The sequence below is a fragment of the Streptomyces sp. NPDC050121 genome (assembly GCF_044460385.1).
Lineage (GTDB): Bacteria > Actinomycetota > Actinomycetes > Streptomycetales > Streptomycetaceae > Streptomyces > Streptomyces soliscabiei.
On sequence record NZ_JBITJV010000011.1, the window covers coordinates 107,234 to 122,879 of the forward strand.

17 protein-coding genes are annotated in these 15,646 nt (G+C 71.1%); 13 read left to right on the forward strand and 4 right to left on the reverse strand.

The window, feature by feature from the left end; all coding sequences use genetic code 11:
- The first annotated feature begins 13 nt into the window (after positions 1–13).
- Together sufU and ACIBTS_RS18800 are read left to right on the forward strand one after the other, a co-directional pair.
- Positions 14–481 (forward strand): Fe-S cluster assembly sulfur transfer protein SufU, encoded by a 468-nt coding sequence (gene sufU / locus ACIBTS_RS18795; RefSeq protein WP_399320624.1) that lies wholly within the window; start codon positions 14–16, stop codon positions 479–481.
- Entirely contained in the window at positions 478–810 is a 333-nt protein-coding gene (locus ACIBTS_RS18800) for a metal-sulfur cluster assembly factor (protein WP_037743875.1), read from the forward strand. The genes sufU and ACIBTS_RS18800 overlap by 4 nt, the downstream gene beginning before the upstream one ends.
- Before the next feature lie 93 nt (positions 811–903).
- On the opposite strand, the gene ACIBTS_RS18805 is transcribed toward ACIBTS_RS18800, so the two are convergent.
- A complete protein-coding gene (locus ACIBTS_RS18805) occupies positions 904–1,746 on the reverse strand; it encodes an AbfB domain-containing protein (protein WP_399320626.1) in 843 nt (280 codons plus the stop codon).
- Positions 1,747–1,933: 187 nt separating this feature from the next.
- Between ACIBTS_RS18805 and ACIBTS_RS18810 the strand changes: the two genes are divergently transcribed.
- The 3 genes from ACIBTS_RS18810 to dapD all read left to right on the forward strand — a co-directional run bounded on the left by ACIBTS_RS18810 (position 1,934) and on the right by dapD (position 3,928).
- The gene (locus ACIBTS_RS18810; RefSeq protein WP_319670463.1) at positions 1,934–2,254 is read left to right on the forward strand and encodes a multidrug efflux SMR transporter; all 321 of its coding nucleotides are present in this window, start codon (positions 1,934–1,936) and stop codon (positions 2,252–2,254) included.
- Positions 2,254–2,799, forward strand: a complete 546-nt coding sequence (locus ACIBTS_RS18815) for a TetR/AcrR family transcriptional regulator (RefSeq protein ID WP_399320628.1) — start codon at positions 2,254–2,256, stop codon at positions 2,797–2,799. Before ACIBTS_RS18810 ends, ACIBTS_RS18815 begins: the two co-directional genes overlap by 1 nt.
- A gap of 139 nt (positions 2,800–2,938) precedes the next feature.
- Positions 2,939–3,928, forward strand: coding sequence for a 2,3,4,5-tetrahydropyridine-2,6-dicarboxylate N-succinyltransferase (dapD, locus tag ACIBTS_RS18820; protein WP_399320630.1), 990 nt, complete (start codon positions 2,939–2,941; stop codon positions 3,926–3,928).
- A gap of 105 nt (positions 3,929–4,033) precedes the next feature.
- On the opposite strand, the gene ACIBTS_RS18825 is transcribed toward dapD, so the two are convergent.
- A complete protein-coding gene (locus tag ACIBTS_RS18825) occupies positions 4,034–4,537 on the reverse strand; it encodes a hypothetical protein (protein WP_399320632.1) in 504 nt (167 codons plus the stop codon).
- Positions 4,538–4,678: 141 nt separating this feature from the next.
- Between ACIBTS_RS18825 and ACIBTS_RS18830 the strand changes: the two genes are divergently transcribed.
- Together ACIBTS_RS18830 and ACIBTS_RS18835 are read left to right on the forward strand one after the other, a co-directional pair.
- Positions 4,679–5,236 (forward strand): SigE family RNA polymerase sigma factor, encoded by a 558-nt coding sequence (locus tag ACIBTS_RS18830; protein WP_399320633.1) that lies wholly within the window; start codon positions 4,679–4,681, stop codon positions 5,234–5,236.
- Positions 5,233–6,447 carry a WD40 repeat domain-containing protein gene (locus ACIBTS_RS18835; RefSeq protein WP_399320635.1) on the forward strand — a complete coding sequence of 405 codons (1,215 nt, stop codon included), beginning with the start codon at positions 5,233–5,235 and terminating at the stop codon, positions 6,445–6,447. The genes ACIBTS_RS18830 and ACIBTS_RS18835 overlap by 4 nt, the downstream gene beginning before the upstream one ends.
- A 30-nt stretch (positions 6,448–6,477) precedes the next feature.
- Here ACIBTS_RS18835 and dapA read toward each other — a convergent pair whose 3' ends face one another.
- Entirely contained in the window at positions 6,478–7,377 is a 900-nt protein-coding gene (gene dapA, locus ACIBTS_RS18840) for a 4-hydroxy-tetrahydrodipicolinate synthase (protein ID WP_399320637.1), read from the reverse strand.
- 357 nt (positions 7,378–7,734) lie between these two features.
- Here dapA and ACIBTS_RS18845 point away from each other — a divergent pair, with 357 nt between their 5' ends.
- The 4 genes from ACIBTS_RS18845 to ACIBTS_RS18860 all read left to right on the forward strand — a co-directional run bounded on the left by ACIBTS_RS18845 (position 7,735) and on the right by ACIBTS_RS18860 (position 10,247).
- Positions 7,735–8,181 carry a phage holin family protein gene (locus ACIBTS_RS18845; RefSeq protein ID WP_399320638.1) on the forward strand — a complete coding sequence of 149 codons (447 nt, stop codon included), beginning with the start codon at positions 7,735–7,737 and terminating at the stop codon, positions 8,179–8,181.
- On the forward strand, positions 8,178–8,588 hold the full coding sequence (locus tag ACIBTS_RS18850) for a DUF3618 domain-containing protein (protein WP_399320640.1): 411 nt from the start codon (positions 8,178–8,180) through the stop codon (positions 8,586–8,588). Before ACIBTS_RS18845 ends, ACIBTS_RS18850 begins: the two co-directional genes overlap by 4 nt.
- Before the next feature lie 284 nt (positions 8,589–8,872).
- Positions 8,873–9,484, forward strand: a complete 612-nt coding sequence (locus ACIBTS_RS18855) for an ArsR/SmtB family transcription factor (protein WP_399320641.1) — start codon at positions 8,873–8,875, stop codon at positions 9,482–9,484.
- Positions 9,485–9,500: 16 nt separating this feature from the next.
- Complete coding sequence (locus tag ACIBTS_RS18860; protein ID WP_399320643.1) at positions 9,501–10,247, forward strand: SRPBCC domain-containing protein; 747 nt, start codon at positions 9,501–9,503, stop codon at positions 10,245–10,247.
- Between the two features lie 11 nt (positions 10,248–10,258).
- Here the strand turns inward: ACIBTS_RS18860 and ACIBTS_RS18865 are convergent, their stop codons facing one another.
- Positions 10,259–12,085, reverse strand: a complete 1,827-nt coding sequence (locus ACIBTS_RS18865; RefSeq protein WP_399320645.1) for an endonuclease/exonuclease/phosphatase family protein — start codon at positions 12,083–12,085, stop codon at positions 10,259–10,261.
- Between the two features lie 327 nt (positions 12,086–12,412).
- Between ACIBTS_RS18865 and ACIBTS_RS18870 the strand changes: the two genes are divergently transcribed.
- Complete coding sequence (locus ACIBTS_RS18870; RefSeq protein WP_399320647.1) at positions 12,413–13,849, forward strand: hypothetical protein; 1,437 nt, start codon at positions 12,413–12,415, stop codon at positions 13,847–13,849.
- A gap of 170 nt (positions 13,850–14,019) precedes the next feature.
- Positions 14,020–15,483 (forward strand): alkaline phosphatase PhoX, encoded by a 1,464-nt coding sequence (locus tag ACIBTS_RS18875; RefSeq protein ID WP_399320649.1) that lies wholly within the window; start codon positions 14,020–14,022, stop codon positions 15,481–15,483.
- Positions 15,484–15,646 lie beyond the last annotated feature (163 nt).

Here is a 15,646-nt window from a genome sequence, read left to right on the forward strand (position 1 = left end):
TGGCGAGCGACGCATGAAGCTGGACTCGATGTACCAGGAAGTCATCCTGGACCACTACAAGCACCCGCACGGGCGTGGTCTGCGCGATGGCGACGCCGAGGTGCACCATGTGAACCCGACCTGCGGCGACGAGATCACCCTGCGCGTGAAGTACGACGGCACGAAGATCGAGGACGTCAGCTACGAGGGCCAGGGCTGTTCCATCAGCCAGGCCAGCGCGTCCGTCCTGAACGACCTCCTGGTCGGCAAGGACCTTGCCGAGGCGCAGCGGATCCAGGAGACCTTCCTGGAGCTGATGCAGTCCAAGGGCCGGATCGAGCCCGACGACGTGATGGAGGAGGTGCTGGAGGACGCGGTCGCGTTCGCCGGCGTCTCCAAGTACCCGGCCCGGGTCAAGTGCGCCCTCCTCAGCTGGATGGCGTGGAAGGACGCGACGGCCCAGGCCCTGGGCGGAACCGACGCCGAAAGGAAGACGGCATGAGCGAGACCGTTGAGATGAAGCCGGCCTCGGAGGAGGAACTCCGCGAGGCGCTGTACGACGTCGTCGACCCCGAACTGGGCATCGACGTCGTCAACCTCGGGTTGATCTACGGCATTCACATCGACGACGCGAACATCGCGACGATCGACATGACCCTGACCTCCGCGGCCTGCCCGTTGACGGACGTCATCGAGGACCAGGCGAAGTCCGCCACGGACGGCCTGGTCAACGAGCTGCGCATCAACTGGGTCTGGATGCCGCCGTGGGGCCCGGACAAGATCACGGACGACGGGCGCGAGCAGCTGCGCGCGCTCGGCTTCAACGTCTGACGAACGTCTGACGACCTGACAGGTGTGGCCCCCCGGCAGCTGCCGGGGGGCCACACCTGTATGCGGCGCGGCTGTGTGCCGCGCCGACCGCGCTCAGCCGAGGCCGTCGACGAGGCGGAACATGAAGTCCTGCCGGTTGGTGGTGTTGTAGCCGTACGGGTCCAGGCGCAGCTGGAAGTTCTCGTGGCGCAGCGCGTAGTTGGGGTAGTTCACCGACTGGAGCAGCACCCCGCCCGAATACCCGGAGTATCCGGGGCAGAAGGTGGCGTCCTGCTTGAACAGCGCGGAGCCGTCGTTGCGTTCGGCGCGCAGGATGAAGTCGCGGTGCCGCAGGTACTTGCCGTCGTGCGTCTTGAACGTGTAGCAGGAGCTGTTGTACAGCCCCTTGACCACGGTGAACGTGGAGTCCTCGCGGAACTCCGAGCCGCCCGGCGTGTCGAGTCGCACCAGACCGCCGCTCACATGCCAGTAGCGGTCGGGGTAGTTGACCGCCTGCACCGACCGCTCGTAGCCGGAGGACGCCGGGCTGGACGGCTTCGGCGCCGACGAGGCCGGCGGCTTGGCCGAGGCGTGCGGAGACGAACTGCCCTGCGGCCGGGGGGAGGACGAGGGCGAGGGCGTCGGTGATGCGGACGCGGACGTGCCCGGCTTGCTCCCCGCCGGTGTCGTCGACCCGCTCGCGGAGGGCGTGGCGAAGGAGATCAGACCGCCCGCCGTCTCGCCGTCCGACAGTGTCTGGCCCTCGCGTGCTTCCGTGTTCTTCTCGTCAGCAGGCTTGTCGTTCAAGGCGATTGCGGTCACGCACGCCACGATGGTGGCCACGGCGAGAGCGCCGGCCAGCCACAGGCGTCGTGTTCCGGGTGCCCGGGAGGTGTCCGGGGCCCAGCCGTTCTCCCAGGGTTGGTCCTGGGACGGCCGGGACTTGTTTTCTGGCATGCGCTGTTCCTCCAGCGGCGCGTCCCTGACGGCGGCCGCGGCTGCGATGGCCCGGTGTGTGAACGGTGAAACAGTAGTGGAACCTGCGGCTCGCGTTCAGCCGTTTGGCCGAGCGCTTTCTATAACGCTTTTGAATCACGGAGCATCATGTGTACAGGTGTACGCATCGTTGTGTACGATCGTACGCATGGGATATGTGACGTTGACCGGCGCCATCGCCGCCGAGGTGGCGGCGACGACCGCCATGAAGTACAGCGAGGGCTTCAGCAGGCTCTGGCCCTCGCTGATCACGGCCGTCGGCTACGTCGTCTCCTTCCTCCTCCTCGCCCGGACGCTGAAGACCGTGGGGATCGGCACGGCGTACGCGATCTGGTCCGGGGCCGGCACCGCGACCATCGCCGTCCTGGGGCTGGCGCTGTTCGGGGAGGCCCTGACGCCCACCAAGGTCGCCGGCATCCTGCTGATCGTCGGGGGAGTCGTCGTGCTGAACCTCGGGGGTGCGCACTGATGCCCCGCCGCTACGACCCCGAACGGCGCCAGCGGATCATCGACGCGGCGATCCGGGTCGTCGGCGAGAAGGGCCTCGCCGGGCTGAGTCACCGCTCGGTCGCCGCCGAGGCGGACGTGCCGCTCGGCTCCACCACCTACCACTTCGCCACCCTCGACGAGTTGATGACGGCGGCCCTGCGGCAGGCGGGCGAGGGCTTCACCAAGGCCGTCGCGTCGCGCGGCGGACTGACCGACCCGCGCGTCGACCTGCCCGCCGAACTGGCCGGGCTGCTCGGCGAGTGGCTGGCGGGCGACCGCACCGACGTCGAGCTGGAGTACGAGCTCTATCTGGCCGCCCTGCGCCGCCCGGCGCTGCGCCCCGTCGCCGCCGAGTGGGGCGAGGACCTCGCTGCCCTCCTCGCCCCCCGCACCGACGCCCGCACCGCACGCGCGCTGGTCGCGCTGATGGACGGGATCTGTCTGCAGGTGCTGCTGACGGACGCGCCCTACGACGAGGAGTACGCACGCGAGGCGCTGGCGCGGCTCATGGCCCCGGTCCGCTGACCGACCGGCCGACCGGCCGACCGTCGGTTCCCTGCTGTCCCGGCGTGAACGCACCAGGTCGGCGGGGTCCACAGCCCGCCACCTGAGACACCGCTGTGCGGGTTGGCCTCCGCGGCCCCCCGCCGGTTAGGTTGCCCGTATGACCGACACGACTGCTCCCCGCACCACCGGCGCCGCGGCCGCCGGCCTCGCCACCCTCGCCGCCGACGGCACCGTCCTCGACACCTGGTTCCCCGCGCCCGCGCTGCTCGCGGAGCCCGGCCCGTCCGGCACCGAGCGCCTGTCCGCCGAGAAGGCCGTGGAACTGCTCGGCGAGGGCGCGGCGAAGGCGATCGGTCCGGACGCCCGTCGGGGCGTCGAGGTCGTCGCGGTCCGCACGGTCATCTCCTCCCTCGACGAGAAGCCGATCGACACGCACGACGTCTATCTGCGTCTGCACCTGCTCTCGCACCGCCTGGTCAGGCCGCACGGGCAGAGCCTGGACGGCATCTTCGGCCTCCTCGCCAACGTCGCCTGGACCTCGCTCGGCCCGGTCGCCGTCGACACCGTCGAGCAGGTCCGCCTGAACGCCCGCGCCGAGGGCCTGCACCTCCAGGTCACCTCCATCGACAAGTTCCCGCGCATGACGGACTACGTCGCCCCGAAGGGCGTCCGCATCGCCGACGCCGACCGGGTCCGTCTCGGCGCGCACCTCGCCGAGGGCACCACGGTCATGCACGAGGGCTTCGTCAACTTCAACGCGGGCACGCTCGGCACCTCGATGGTCGAGGGTCGCATCTCCGCGGGCGTCATCGTCGGCGACGGCTCGGACATCGGCGGCGGCGCGTCCACCATGGGCACGCTGTCCGGCGGCGGCAACGTGATCATCGCCATCGGCGAGCGCTGCCTCATCGGCGCCGAGGCGGGCGTCGGCATCGCGCTGGGCGACGAGTGCGTCGTCGAGGCCGGCCTGTACGTCACCGCGGGCACCCGGGTCACGATGCCCGACGGCCAGATCGTCAAGGCCCGTGAGCTCTCCGGCGCCTCCAACATCCTCTTCCGCCGCAACTCGGTCACCGGCGCGGTCGAGGCCCGCCCGAACAACGCGGTCTGGGGCGGCCTGAACGAGATCCTGCACAGCCACAACTGACCGCCGCGGCCGGTACCGACGTACCGGACGTATCGACCGCACCGGCCGCACCGATCGCGTCCGACACGCGCAGCGTCCTCCCGCCCACCGCGGGAGGGCGCTGTGTCATGTGGGCAGTCCTGCCGCGAACTCCGCCAGTGCGGTGAAGTCCTCCTCGCGCAGGCCGATGCGGGGGTTCACGTGGTGCAGCAGGGCCGGGGCGAGGTGGTGGGCGGTGACGTAGGCCGCGTCGGCGGGGGACTGCTCGTCGTCCACCCAGGCGAAGGGGCGGCCCGCCGCGTGGGCGACGATCGCCTCCGTCTTCCAGTGGACGCCGTCGGGCCGATGGGCGAACAGCACCGCGCCGAAGTCGACGTACGGAAGCTCGGGCAGCCCGATCACGGGGGCGATCCAGCGGTTGGCCTCGGCCATCCAGGTCGTGGCCCAGCACAGGTCGTAGGGGAGGCGGAGCAGGGCGGCGCCGTGCCCGGAGTGCAGCCAGACCCGCAGCGGCCGCGCCCGGCCCACGGACGCCCTGATCGTCGTATAACCCACCGGCCGCTTCGACGGCGTGGCGGCGTACGGATTCAGGGGACCGTCGACATCGAGGTAGAGCACCGGCCGACTCATGGGCTCACCGTACGACAGCACCGCCGCGCGTCCGACGGAATTTCCCGCGGACCGTGGGCATAGCGGGGGCGGGCCAGGCGCGTCACAAGGGGCACAGGGACCGGACAGACGGGTCCGCTCCTGGCGGAAGAGAAGGTGACGATGAATGCCGAAGCGCTGGAGAGCTTCCGACAGTTCGTGGACAGCAGGTCGTCCGCCCTGCTGAGGACGGCCGTCCTGCTCAGCGGCGGCGACCGGCACGCCGGGGAGGACCTGCTCCAGAACGCCCTGGTCAAGGCCGCGGGCCGCTGGCACCGCATCGACGAGCCCGAGGCCTACGTACGCCAGGTCCTCTACCGGCAGCAGATCAGCCGGTGGCGTCTGAAGTGGCCGCGACGCGAGGTGAGCGTCGCCGAGCCGCCGGACGGCGGAGCCGGCCCGGACACCTCCTCGGCCGCCGACCTGCGCGTGGTGATGCGCGCGGCCCTGTCCCGGCTGACCGCGCGTCAGCGCACCGTGCTCGTCCTGCGCTATTTCGAGGACCTGCCGGAAGCCGAGGTCGCTGCCCTGCTGGGCGTCTCCGTGGGCACCGTACGGTCCACCACCCACCGTTCCCTCGCCCGGCTGCGCGCCCTCGCGCCCGAACTGGCCGCCCTCGGCCCCGCGGACGCCGAGCAGGCGTCGTCCCGTGACTTCTCGCCCGTGGAGGTGCGTCCGTGAACGTCGACGAAGTCGTGCGCGACTCCTTGCGGGAGCTGGCCGAAGAGCAGACCCCGGCCGGTTCGGGGCTCGCCGGCCGGGTGCTGGCCCTGCGCCGGCGCCGCCGTACCCGCCGGCTGGTGGCCGTCGCCGCCGCGACCGCCGCCGTGGTCGCCGTCACCGTGGCGGTGCCGATGCTGGAATCCGGCAACACTACGGACGTACGCCCGGCGGACGTCACCGTGCCGAACCGGATCTCCCCGCACCCGGACCAGTCGCCCCCGCGCGACATGATCGCCGCCGGCCGGACCGCGCTGGCCGCGTACTACGGCACGACCCTCGTCGAGCGCTCCGCCGACGAGGCGGTGGCGGTCCGGACGTACTGGCTGCTCAACCCGGCGACGAAGAAGTACGTGAAGACGACCAAGTGGTCATGGGTCGCCGTCGCCCCGGGGCTGAAGACCGCCGCCGTACTGGAGCAGAGCCTCCCTGTGCGCCGGATCGGTCTGCTCGACCTGGCCAGCGGCGAGGTCAAGCGGTGGATCGCGGTCGACCACCCCGTGGGCGGACTCGCCTTTTCCCGCGACGGACGGGAACTCCTCGCGACGACCTACAGCCGCAACCCGGATCTGCGGGTCAAGTGGCCGGGCTACGAAAGCTGGATGCCGTATGCGGAGAAGTCGTACCGAACCGGTTTCCACATCCTCGACGTCGTCTCCGGGAAGAGCTCCTGGACCGGGGTCGGCCCCGACGTGGACCCGCTGGCGTCCGTCCGTGGCAACAGCCGTCAGGACTTCACCTTCAGCCGGGACGGCAGCCGCGTCTGGGCCGACATGCCCATGCCCCCGGGCTACTTGTGCGTCGACCGCAAGGGCTCCGGGGCCAACCAGCCGGTCGGTGAGAAGTACGTGTCCTGGTACGTCCCGGCGGGTCTCTCCCCGGACGGCAAACGCCTCGCCGGTGACTTCGCGGGCGGGAAGTACAAGTCGTCGTCCTGGATCCTCGACCCCCTCACCGGAAAGAAGGTCACCGAGACGCACGGCCGGCAGCTGCTCGCCTGGGCGGACGACTCCTCGCTCGTCGCCTGGGATGACAGCCCGGACGGCGACGAGTCCCGCCAGCGGCTGGTTCTGGTGACACCGGACAGTGAGAAGGTCGTGCCGCTCAGCGGCTACCGCTCCACCAAGATCGACACCCCGGGACGTTGGGAGCCGATCTTTGCGGACCGCTGACTGGCCCTCGCCGGGCATCCACCGGGCGGTTCAGCCCACCAGCCGTCCGTAGGCCGCGCGCAGCCCGTCGACCGTCTCCCGGTCGGCGGGCCTGAGCGGCGCCCGCACGGGACCGGCCGGCAACCCGAGCTCGGCGAGCAGCCCTTTGGCGGTGACCGTGCCGGGCAGACCGGATGCCATCATCAACTCCACCAGTTCCGTGGCCCGTTGCTGGAGCCGGGCCGCCTCGGCGGTATCGCCCGCGTCGAACGCGTCCAGGACGGCGCTCAGTTGGGCGGGAACCACGTTGGCGACCGTACTGACATAGCCCGCCGCGCCGACCGCGTAGAGCGCGAGATTGTGCTCGTCGCAGCCCGCGTAGTACGCCAACTCGGTCCGGGAGAGCACCTTTTGCGCGCCGAGGAAGTCGTAGGAGGAGTCCTTGACCGCGACGATCCGGGGGTGCTCGGCGAGTCGGAGCAGGGTGTCGGGCTCGATCCGGGTGCCGGTGCGGCCGGGGATGTCGTACAGCATGACCGGCAGCCCGGACGCGTCCGCGACCTCCCGGAAGTGCGCCTCCAGGGCGTCCTGCGGAGGTCTGCTGTAGTACGGGCTGACGACGAGGACTCCGTCCGCGCCGGCCTTCTCGGCGGCCGTCGCGAGGTGGACGGTGTGGCGGGTGTCGAAGGTCCCCACCCCCGCCACGATCGACGCCCGCTCGCCCACCGCCTCCCGCACCGCCGCCACCAGGTCCGCCTTCTCGGCGTCGGAGGTGGTCGGCGACTCGCCCGTCGTCCCGGAGAGCACCAGGCCGTCGCAGCCGGCCGACACCAGCCGGTCGGCGAGCCCCTGCGCACCGTCGAGGTCGAGCGCGCCGGAGCCGGTGAAGGGCGTGATCATCGCGCAGAGTGCGCGGCCGAAGGGAGGGGGAGCGGAGGAGATGGTCGCCATGGGGGTAGTGTCGGCCGGACAACGGCGAAGCTCCACTTAAATTTCTTACGAGGTACCGATAAGAGTTTCTACGAAGTTGTGGTCACGTCGCGGTCGCGGTCGCCGTTGCTGCTGTCGCATCTGTTTCGCGCGCGGTTTCCGGACCGCGCCCGAACTCGCCGCGGAGACAGCCCTGTTGCCGGACTGCCGCGACTGATTGCGGAGCCGGCCGGCCGGCCCGGCCGAGCACGGTCCCGGAGGCGCCCCGCACGGGTAACGGAGTCCGGCCGGGGTACCCGGATGTTTCCGGGACCGACAGGAGCAGAACCCACGGGACCGGAGATCCATAGGACCGGAACCGAGAGGAGGCGGAACCCCGTGACCGGGACCACGGACATCCGGCCCGTCCGCGACGACGTCCGCGACGACGTCCGCGACGACGGGCACCACAGCGTCGGCGAACTCGTCGGCCGGGCCACCGAGCAGCTCTCCCGGCTGGCACGACAGGAACTGGCCCTCGCCAAGGAGGAGTTCGCCGAGAAGGGGCGGCGCGCCGGGCGTGGCGGCGGTCTGCTCGGCGCCGCGGGCGCGTTCGCCTACGCCGGCCTGCTCGCCCTCGCCGGCGCGGCCGTCGCCGCCCTCTCGCTGACGCTGCCCGTCTGGGCGGCGGCGCTCATCGTGACGGCAGTGCTGTTCGCGATCGCCGGCCTGCTGGGTGCGGCCGGCCGCACCCAACTGCGCCGGGCCGCGCCGCCCACTCCCGAGGAGACCCTCGGCAGCGTCCGGGCCGACGTCGAGGAGATCAGGGAAAGGGCGCACCGATGACAGACAGGACAGCTGCGGACCTGCGTCGGCAGATCGAGCAGACCAGGCACCAACTGGGGGCCACGGTCGAGGAGTTGGCGGCCAAGGCGGACGTACGCGGGCGCACCCGGGCGCGCGCCGCCGACCTGATGGACCGCGCCGGCGCGATGACCGTGCAACTGCGCAGCACGGCCTCCCAGGCGGGGCACCAGGTACAGGAGCGCGCAAGCCACGCGACCGACACCGTCCACGCCGTCCAGCACAGGGCGGCGCACGCCGGTCACGCTGTGGAGGACCGGGTTCCCGCCCCGGTCCGGGTGCGGGTGCGGTTCGCGATGGGGCACCCGTGGCCGATCGTGATCGTGGGCGCGGCGGGAGTGGCCCTCGTGGCGGCGGGGTGGCTCGGGAGGCGCCGGGCCAGGCGCTGACCACCGGCCCAAGTCACACGGCGCACCGCGCACGGCGCACCGCGCACGGCGCACCGCGCACGGCGCACCGCGCACGGCGCACCGCGCGCCGCGCACCGCGCGCACCGCGCACGGCGCAAGAAGAACGGGTTCGGCCCGGCACCCCGCAGGGGGTGCCGGGCCGAACCCGTTGCGGCTGCCGGCTGCCGGCTGCCGGCTGCCGGCAGGCGACAGTCGGCTGTCCCGTCTCCGCCGAACAATTGAATCGCCTGGACAAAAAAAGTGTTCGGTGAGACGGTGGACGCATGCTGGATGTCACCGTGATCGAGGACCCCGAGGCCGCAGCCGTCTCCCTGGACCCCATACGGGCCAGGCTGCTCGCCGAGCTCGCGGCCGGCCCCGCGTCGGCCGCGATGCTGGCCGGCAAGGTCGGACTGCCCCGGCAGAAGGTGAACTACCACCTCAAGGCGCTGGAGCGGCACGGCCTGGTCGAGCTGGCCGGCGAGCGCCGCAAGGGCAATGTCACCGAGCGGCTGATGCGGGCCACCGCCGCGTCGTATGTGATCTCGCCGCTCGCGCTCGCCGCCGTGCAGCCGGATCCCGACCGCTTCCGGGACCAGCTGTCCGCGCGCTGGCTGCTCGCGCTCGGCGCCCGGCTGGTGCGGGACGTCGGCTCTCTGATCACCGGTGCCGCGAAGGCCCGCAAGCGGCTCGCCACCTACGCGCTGGACGGCGAGGTGCGCTTCGCCTCGGCGGCCGAACGTGCCGCGTTCATCGAGGAGTTGACGGCCGGGGTGAGCGCGCTGATCCGCAGGTACGACGCGCCCGACGCGGAGGGCGGCCGGGACCACCGGATCGTCGTCGCCGTGCATCCCACGCTCAAGGACCAGCAGCCCACCCAGGAAATCGACCAGTAGGACTCAGGAGCACGCCATGACCAAGGAAACGTCCAAGGAATTCGAGATCGCCCGCGAGTTTGAGGTCGACGCCACGCCCGAGGAGGTGTGGGCGGCGATCACCACGGGGACCGGAGGGTATCTGTGGCCGATGGAGCCGCCCGAGCCGCGGGTCGGCGGCACGGGGCCCTTCGGGTCCAAGGTCACCGCCTGGGACCCGCCGCACCGCTACACCAACCGCGTCGAGGACGTCGACGGCATCGCCGAGCAGACGCTCAACCAGCTCGACTACACCATCGAGCCGCGGGACGAGGGCCGGCGCGCCTGGGTGCGGTACGTGCACAGCGGCATCTTCGTCGACGACTGGGACAACCAGTACGACGGCGCCGCCAAGCACACCGACTTCTATCTGCACACCCTGCGGGAGTACCTGGTGCACTTCGCGCCCCGGCCCGCCGCCTTCGCCACCTTCGACGGGCCCGAGGCGTCCAAGGCCCCCGACGCCCTCGCCGCCGTCGGACGGGCGCTCGGCGTCGAGGAGGACGTGGCGGCAGGCACCCGAATGACGGTCCGGGGACCCGACGAGTTCGACGCCGTGGTCGACTTCCGCGACCCGTACTTCATCGGGCTGCGCACGGAGCGGGGTCTCACCCGCGTCTTCGGACGCAACCACTGGGGCCACCCGGTCGGCGTCTCCCTGCACGACTTCACGCCGGGCGCCGACATCAAGGAGTGCGAAGCCGCCTGGCAGGGCTGGCTGAACGGGGTGTTCAGCCGGCCCTGACCGAGCCGGGGTTACGGCTCGAAGCGCAGCACCTGCGGGTCGTGGTCGCTGATCTGGTCGTGGAACTCCGAGTTGATGTGCACGCTGTCGTACGCGAAGTCGCAGCCGCGCCGGATCGAGGGGCTCACCAGGATCTGGTCCAGGACCTGCTGGTTGCCCTGGTAGTCGTAGGTGTAACGCTCGCTCTTCGGCAGCGACTTGATCGCCGACCACAGCTCGCCCTCGCCCTCGAGGATCTTCGCGGTGTCGGAGAACTCGAAGTCGTTCATGTCGCCGAGCGCGATGACGTCCGCGTTCTTCTGGACGTCGAGGATGCTCTTGGCGAACGCGTTGACCAGCGTCGCCTGCGCGTGGCGCTGGGTCTCCGAACTGCGCACCACGGGCTGGTACTGCGAGGTCAGACCCTGGTCGCCGCCCTTGGAGTTGAGGTGGTTGGCGATCACGAAGACCGTCTTCCCGCGGAAGACGAACTCGCCGGCCAGCGGCTTGCGGCTGGACTTCCAGGCCTCGTTCCCGGGGTCGATCCGGCCCGGGGAGGCCGTCAGCTGCGCCTTGCCGTGCACCTTCGTGACGCCCACCGCGGTGGTGGAGTCGCCGCCCGCGCGGTCGGTGAAGGAGACCCGCTCCGGATTGAACAGGAACACCTGACGGATGTTGCCGCCCGGCTCGCCGCCGTCCTGGTCGTTGACCGGGTCGATCGAGCGCCAGTCGTACGTCGGGCCGCCGGCCGCCACGATCGCGTCGATCAGCTTGTTCACCGTCACGTCGGCGGCGACCGTGCCGTCGTCCTTCGCACCGTTGTTGTCCTGGATCTCCTCCAGGGACACGATGTCGGGCGACTTCAGGTTGTTCACGATCGCGGAGGCGTGCGCCGCGAACGTGGCGTCGGACGGGTCGAGGTTCTCGACGTTGTACGTCGCGACCGCCAGCTCGCCCCTCTTCTGCTTCTGCGTCGTCTCCCGCTGCAGACCGCCGCTCTTCAGCGTGCCGAGCTGGCCCGCCACGACCGTGTAGCCGCCGAACTGGTTGTAGTCCAGCGGGCCGGCCGTGACGCCCGTGAGGGTGTCGCCGACGTTCGCGACGGGGAAGTCGGCCGTCGCGCCCAGCGACTGGATCTGCAGCCGGCCGGTGTTCTGCGAGGTGTAGGAGCCGTACAGCGTGCCCCCGCGGCGGGTGGTGTTCTCCCGCGGCTTCACCGTGACCCACAGCTCGGTGTGGGGGTCGGTGGCGGTGACCACGCGCGCGTCGGCGACCTGGACGTTCATGCCCTCCAGGGACTCGTAGTAGTCCAGGGCGTATGTGGCGGGCCGCAGGGTCAGGCCGTTGATCGAGTTGCTCGCCGCGGTGTCGCCGGCCGGGGCGTACGCGGCCGGGACCGACTTCGCGTTCACGACGGTCGCGGCCGGAACGGCGTTGCCGCTGGAGAGGACCGTCACCGTCGGCTTGGTGATCTCGGTGATCGACTGGTTGCCGGTGGAGACGCCGCCCGGGACGAACTCCGAGACCGTGCCGGTGACCGTGACGGAGTCGCCGACGGCGACCTTCGGGGTGGAGCCGGTGAAGACGAAGACGCCCTCACTGGTGGCCGGGTCGGCGTCCGGGTTCGGATCCTGGATCCAGAAACCTCTGGACGAGCCGTAGGTGCGTACGCCGGTGACGATTCCGGCCACACCCGTGACCGCCTTGCCGGCGTACGGCGATATCCGGGTCGTGCCCTGGATGTCGTGAATGGCCACCGTGTCCGCGTGCGCGGGCAGGGTGAGGGCGACGGTGGAGGCCGCGGAACAGACGGCGGCGACGGTGAGCGCGGCGAGACGCGCGGACTTCTTGCTCGGCAACGGAATCCCTCCGGGGACGTACGTGAGCGCCGGAACGAGGTGGAACGAGGGTGGCGACAAGCGTGAAAGCGAGCGTGGAGCGCGGAAACGAGGGGCCACGACCGGTGGGGCGGAACGCGACGCGCGTAGAAATCCAGTGCACAGGTGTCCAGTGGATTTCTACGCGCGTCAATCTCCTGCCTGGTCACGCCAGTTGTCAAGGTTTCAGCCATGTACGCAGGCCGACGGGGAGATGAACCGGGCGGCATGGGGCCATATCCGTCTAGGCTGAGTGGCCCAGTGCCCCCAGCGGGCCGGTGGCACGACGCGCCCGAGGAGAACCAGCCGATGTCAGACAGCTCCCCCCTGCCGCCGGTGCGGCTGCACACCGAAGCGGAGCTGGCGCGCGACGCCCTGTCCACGCCGTTGCTCTCCCGGGCCGCCCTGCTCGCCCGGTGGGCCGGTCCCGACACCCGCGTCGACGCGGGCGGCCAGCTCGTCGAGGAGCAACTGCCGGCCGCCGCGCAGGCGCTCGGACTGACCGGGGACGACGCCGCCGCCGAGGCGAGCGAGGCCTGGCGGGTCGCCATGGACACCGGACTCGTGGAGGTCGTCGACGAGCAGGCCGACACCGTCACGACCGGCGAGGACCTGGCCCTGCTCACCGGCGGCTCCCCGCACGACATCCTCGCCGTCTGGCTCGGCGCCCTGGAGTCCGTGATCGCCGACGCCGCCGTCCCCGACCTCGACGCACTGATCGACGTCATGGACGAGGGCGGCGCGGTCGACTTCTCCAAGCTGGACTGGGACCCCGAGGCCGAGGCCGAGTTCCTCGACGGTGTGCTCGGCAACCTCTACCTGCTGACCGCCGGCGAGGACGGCCCCGGCGACACCCCCGTCCCGCTTCCCGCGCTCGCCGCCTCGATGATCATCCCCGGCGACATGAACGAGCCCACCAACGACGTCCTGGAGCAGGTCTCCGACGCGATGATGCGGCTCGACGACCAGTTCCGGCTGCTGGAGCCGATCGGCCTGGTCGCCTACCAGCCCGTCGACGACGCCCTGATGGGGGACACGGACGCGGAGGCCGACGAGCCCGCCTCCCCGGTCGACGAGACCGACGTCACCCGCTACGGCATGGTCCGCCTCACCCCGCTCGGCCTGTACGGGCTGCGCGCCCGGCTGCTGGAGGCCGGCTTCACGGCCCCCGCCGTCGGCGACCTCGCCGACAAGGGCGCCGACGCCCTCCTCGACGGCAGCGCCGGCTACAGCTCGCACGCCGCCCTCGCCGAGACCGAACAGTGGCTCGCCCGCCGCGAACCCCTCACCGCCGCACGGGAGTTGCTGGCCGCGGCTCGCGGCGCGGACCCCGGCGCCCCGCTGCGCCGGCTGCGCTGTCAGCAGGCCCTCTCACTCGTCGGCGCGCACGCCGAGCCCGCCGTGCGCGAGGTCCTCGACGACGCCGAACTCGGCGGCCTCGCCCGCGTCTGGCTGAGCGAGCTCGGCGCGACGGACGTCCCCGCGCCGTCCGAGGACCTGGTCTTCTGGCTCACCATCGACACCCTCGCCGCGCAGCTCGCCGCCGAGGGCAACTCCGACGAACTCCAGGCCCTCGTCGAGGGGCTGGCCCAGCAGCACAGCGGCTTCTTCGCCGCGGCCTGGCGCGTCGACCACCCGGCGACCCCGGAGGTCCTGGAGGCGATGGGACGCCTGCATCCGGACAAGCGCATCGCGAAGGAAGCACGCAAGGCGGCGTTCAAGGCACGCTCCCAGCAGGGCGGCTGACTCTTCCCGGGGCTTCCTTGGGGCTCCCGTGGGGTGATCCGTACGGGTTCATGGAACCGGGTCCTTCGACGTCGCTCCCCGTTCAACTCCCGTTCAGACATGGGCGGGACGGTGGCGCCGAACCCAGGTCCGCCACCCTCCACGGCACTTTTCGAGTCTCAGGAGACACCATGTCGCTCACCCGCAGGGACTTCGCCAGAAAATCCGCGGTCACCGGTGCCGGGGTCGCGCTGGCGGGCAGCGTCAGCGCCCTCGCCACCGCACCGAACGCCCTCGCGTCCTCGGACGTCGACTCCGCGGCAGACACGGCGGACGCGGGGCAGGAGTCGGCGGCCGGACACCGCGGGGTCGGCTACGGGCCTCTGCTCCCCGACCCCGACGGCCTCCTCGCGCTGCCCGCCGGGTTCACATACCGCGTCATCACCTACAGCGGCAGGACCACGCTGGAGTCGGGCGAGAGCACCCCGTCCAACCACGACGGCACCGCCGCCTTCTGCGGCCCGCGCGGCGCGACCCTCCTCGTCAACAACCACGAGCTCAAGGGCCCGCGGGCGAGCTGGAAGTACCCGGTCCCGCTCACCGAGGGCCTCGTCTACGACCCGGCGGCCTCCGGCGGCTGCACGGTCGTCGAGGTGCGCCCCGGCGGCCACGTTGCCGAGTGGGTCGGCATCGCCGGCACCTCCACCAACTGCGCGGGCGGCAGCACCCCTTGGGACACCTGGCTCACCTGCGAGGAGACCGAGGACAAGGCCGGCCAGAACGGCATGACCAAGGACCACGGCTACGTCTTCGAGGTCGACCCCGAGGACCGCCGCGCCAACCGCGGCCCGAAGCCCATCAAGGCACTCGGCCGGTACGCCCACGAGGCCGTCGTCATCGACCCGGGGCGCGGCCACGCCTACCTGACCGAGGACGCCTCCGGCCCCAACGGCCTGCTCTACCGCTGGACCCCGCCGGCCGGCTTCCACCACGGCCGCGGCAAGCTGCGCACCCTCGCCGACGACGCCGGCGTCCTCGAGGCCTTCAAGTGCTTCGACTCCGGCGGCAAGTTCATCGACGACCTCTCCCGCGCCACGAAGATCGGCACGGTGTACGGCGTCGACTGGGTCGTCGTCCCCGACCGCGACGCGAGGACGACACCCGTCCGCAAGCAGTTCACCGAAGGACAGGTGACCCGCGCCCGCAAGCTGGAGGGCATGTGGTGGGGCGACGGCGGCGCCTACATCGTCTCCTCGTACGCCCGTGACGAGAGCCCCGTGCAGCACGACGGCGCCGTCTGGTTCTACGACCCCAAGCGTCGCACGCTGACCCTGAAGGTCCTGCTCGGCGTGAACCCCGACCCGTCCGTCGACGGCGCCTTCGACGGCCCCGACAACATCACCGTCTCCCCGTACGGCGGGCTCGTCATCGCCGAGGACGGCGAGGGCGTCCAGCACCTGTTCGGCGCCACCGACAGCGGCCGCACCTACCCCATCGCCCGCAACGAGCTCAACATCGGCACCGCGCAGAAGCCGGAGTACAGCGAGTTCACCGGCGTCACCTTCTCCCCCGACGGCCACACCCTGTACGCCAACATCCAGACGCCGGGCATCATGCTGGCGATCACGGGGCCTTGGAAGCGGCAGCAGCGGTAAGGATTCGATTCCCTCGAACGAGTGACCTTTGCTCGATTTGTCCAGCCCTTCCTTGTTTCGGCTTATTGTTTCTGTCTCGCACTGGTTATCGGTCGAGACGGGGAGGGGCTGTGGAAGCGGAATCATGGGGAGGGTTTGCTGAAGGCTCCAAGGTGTGGCTTCC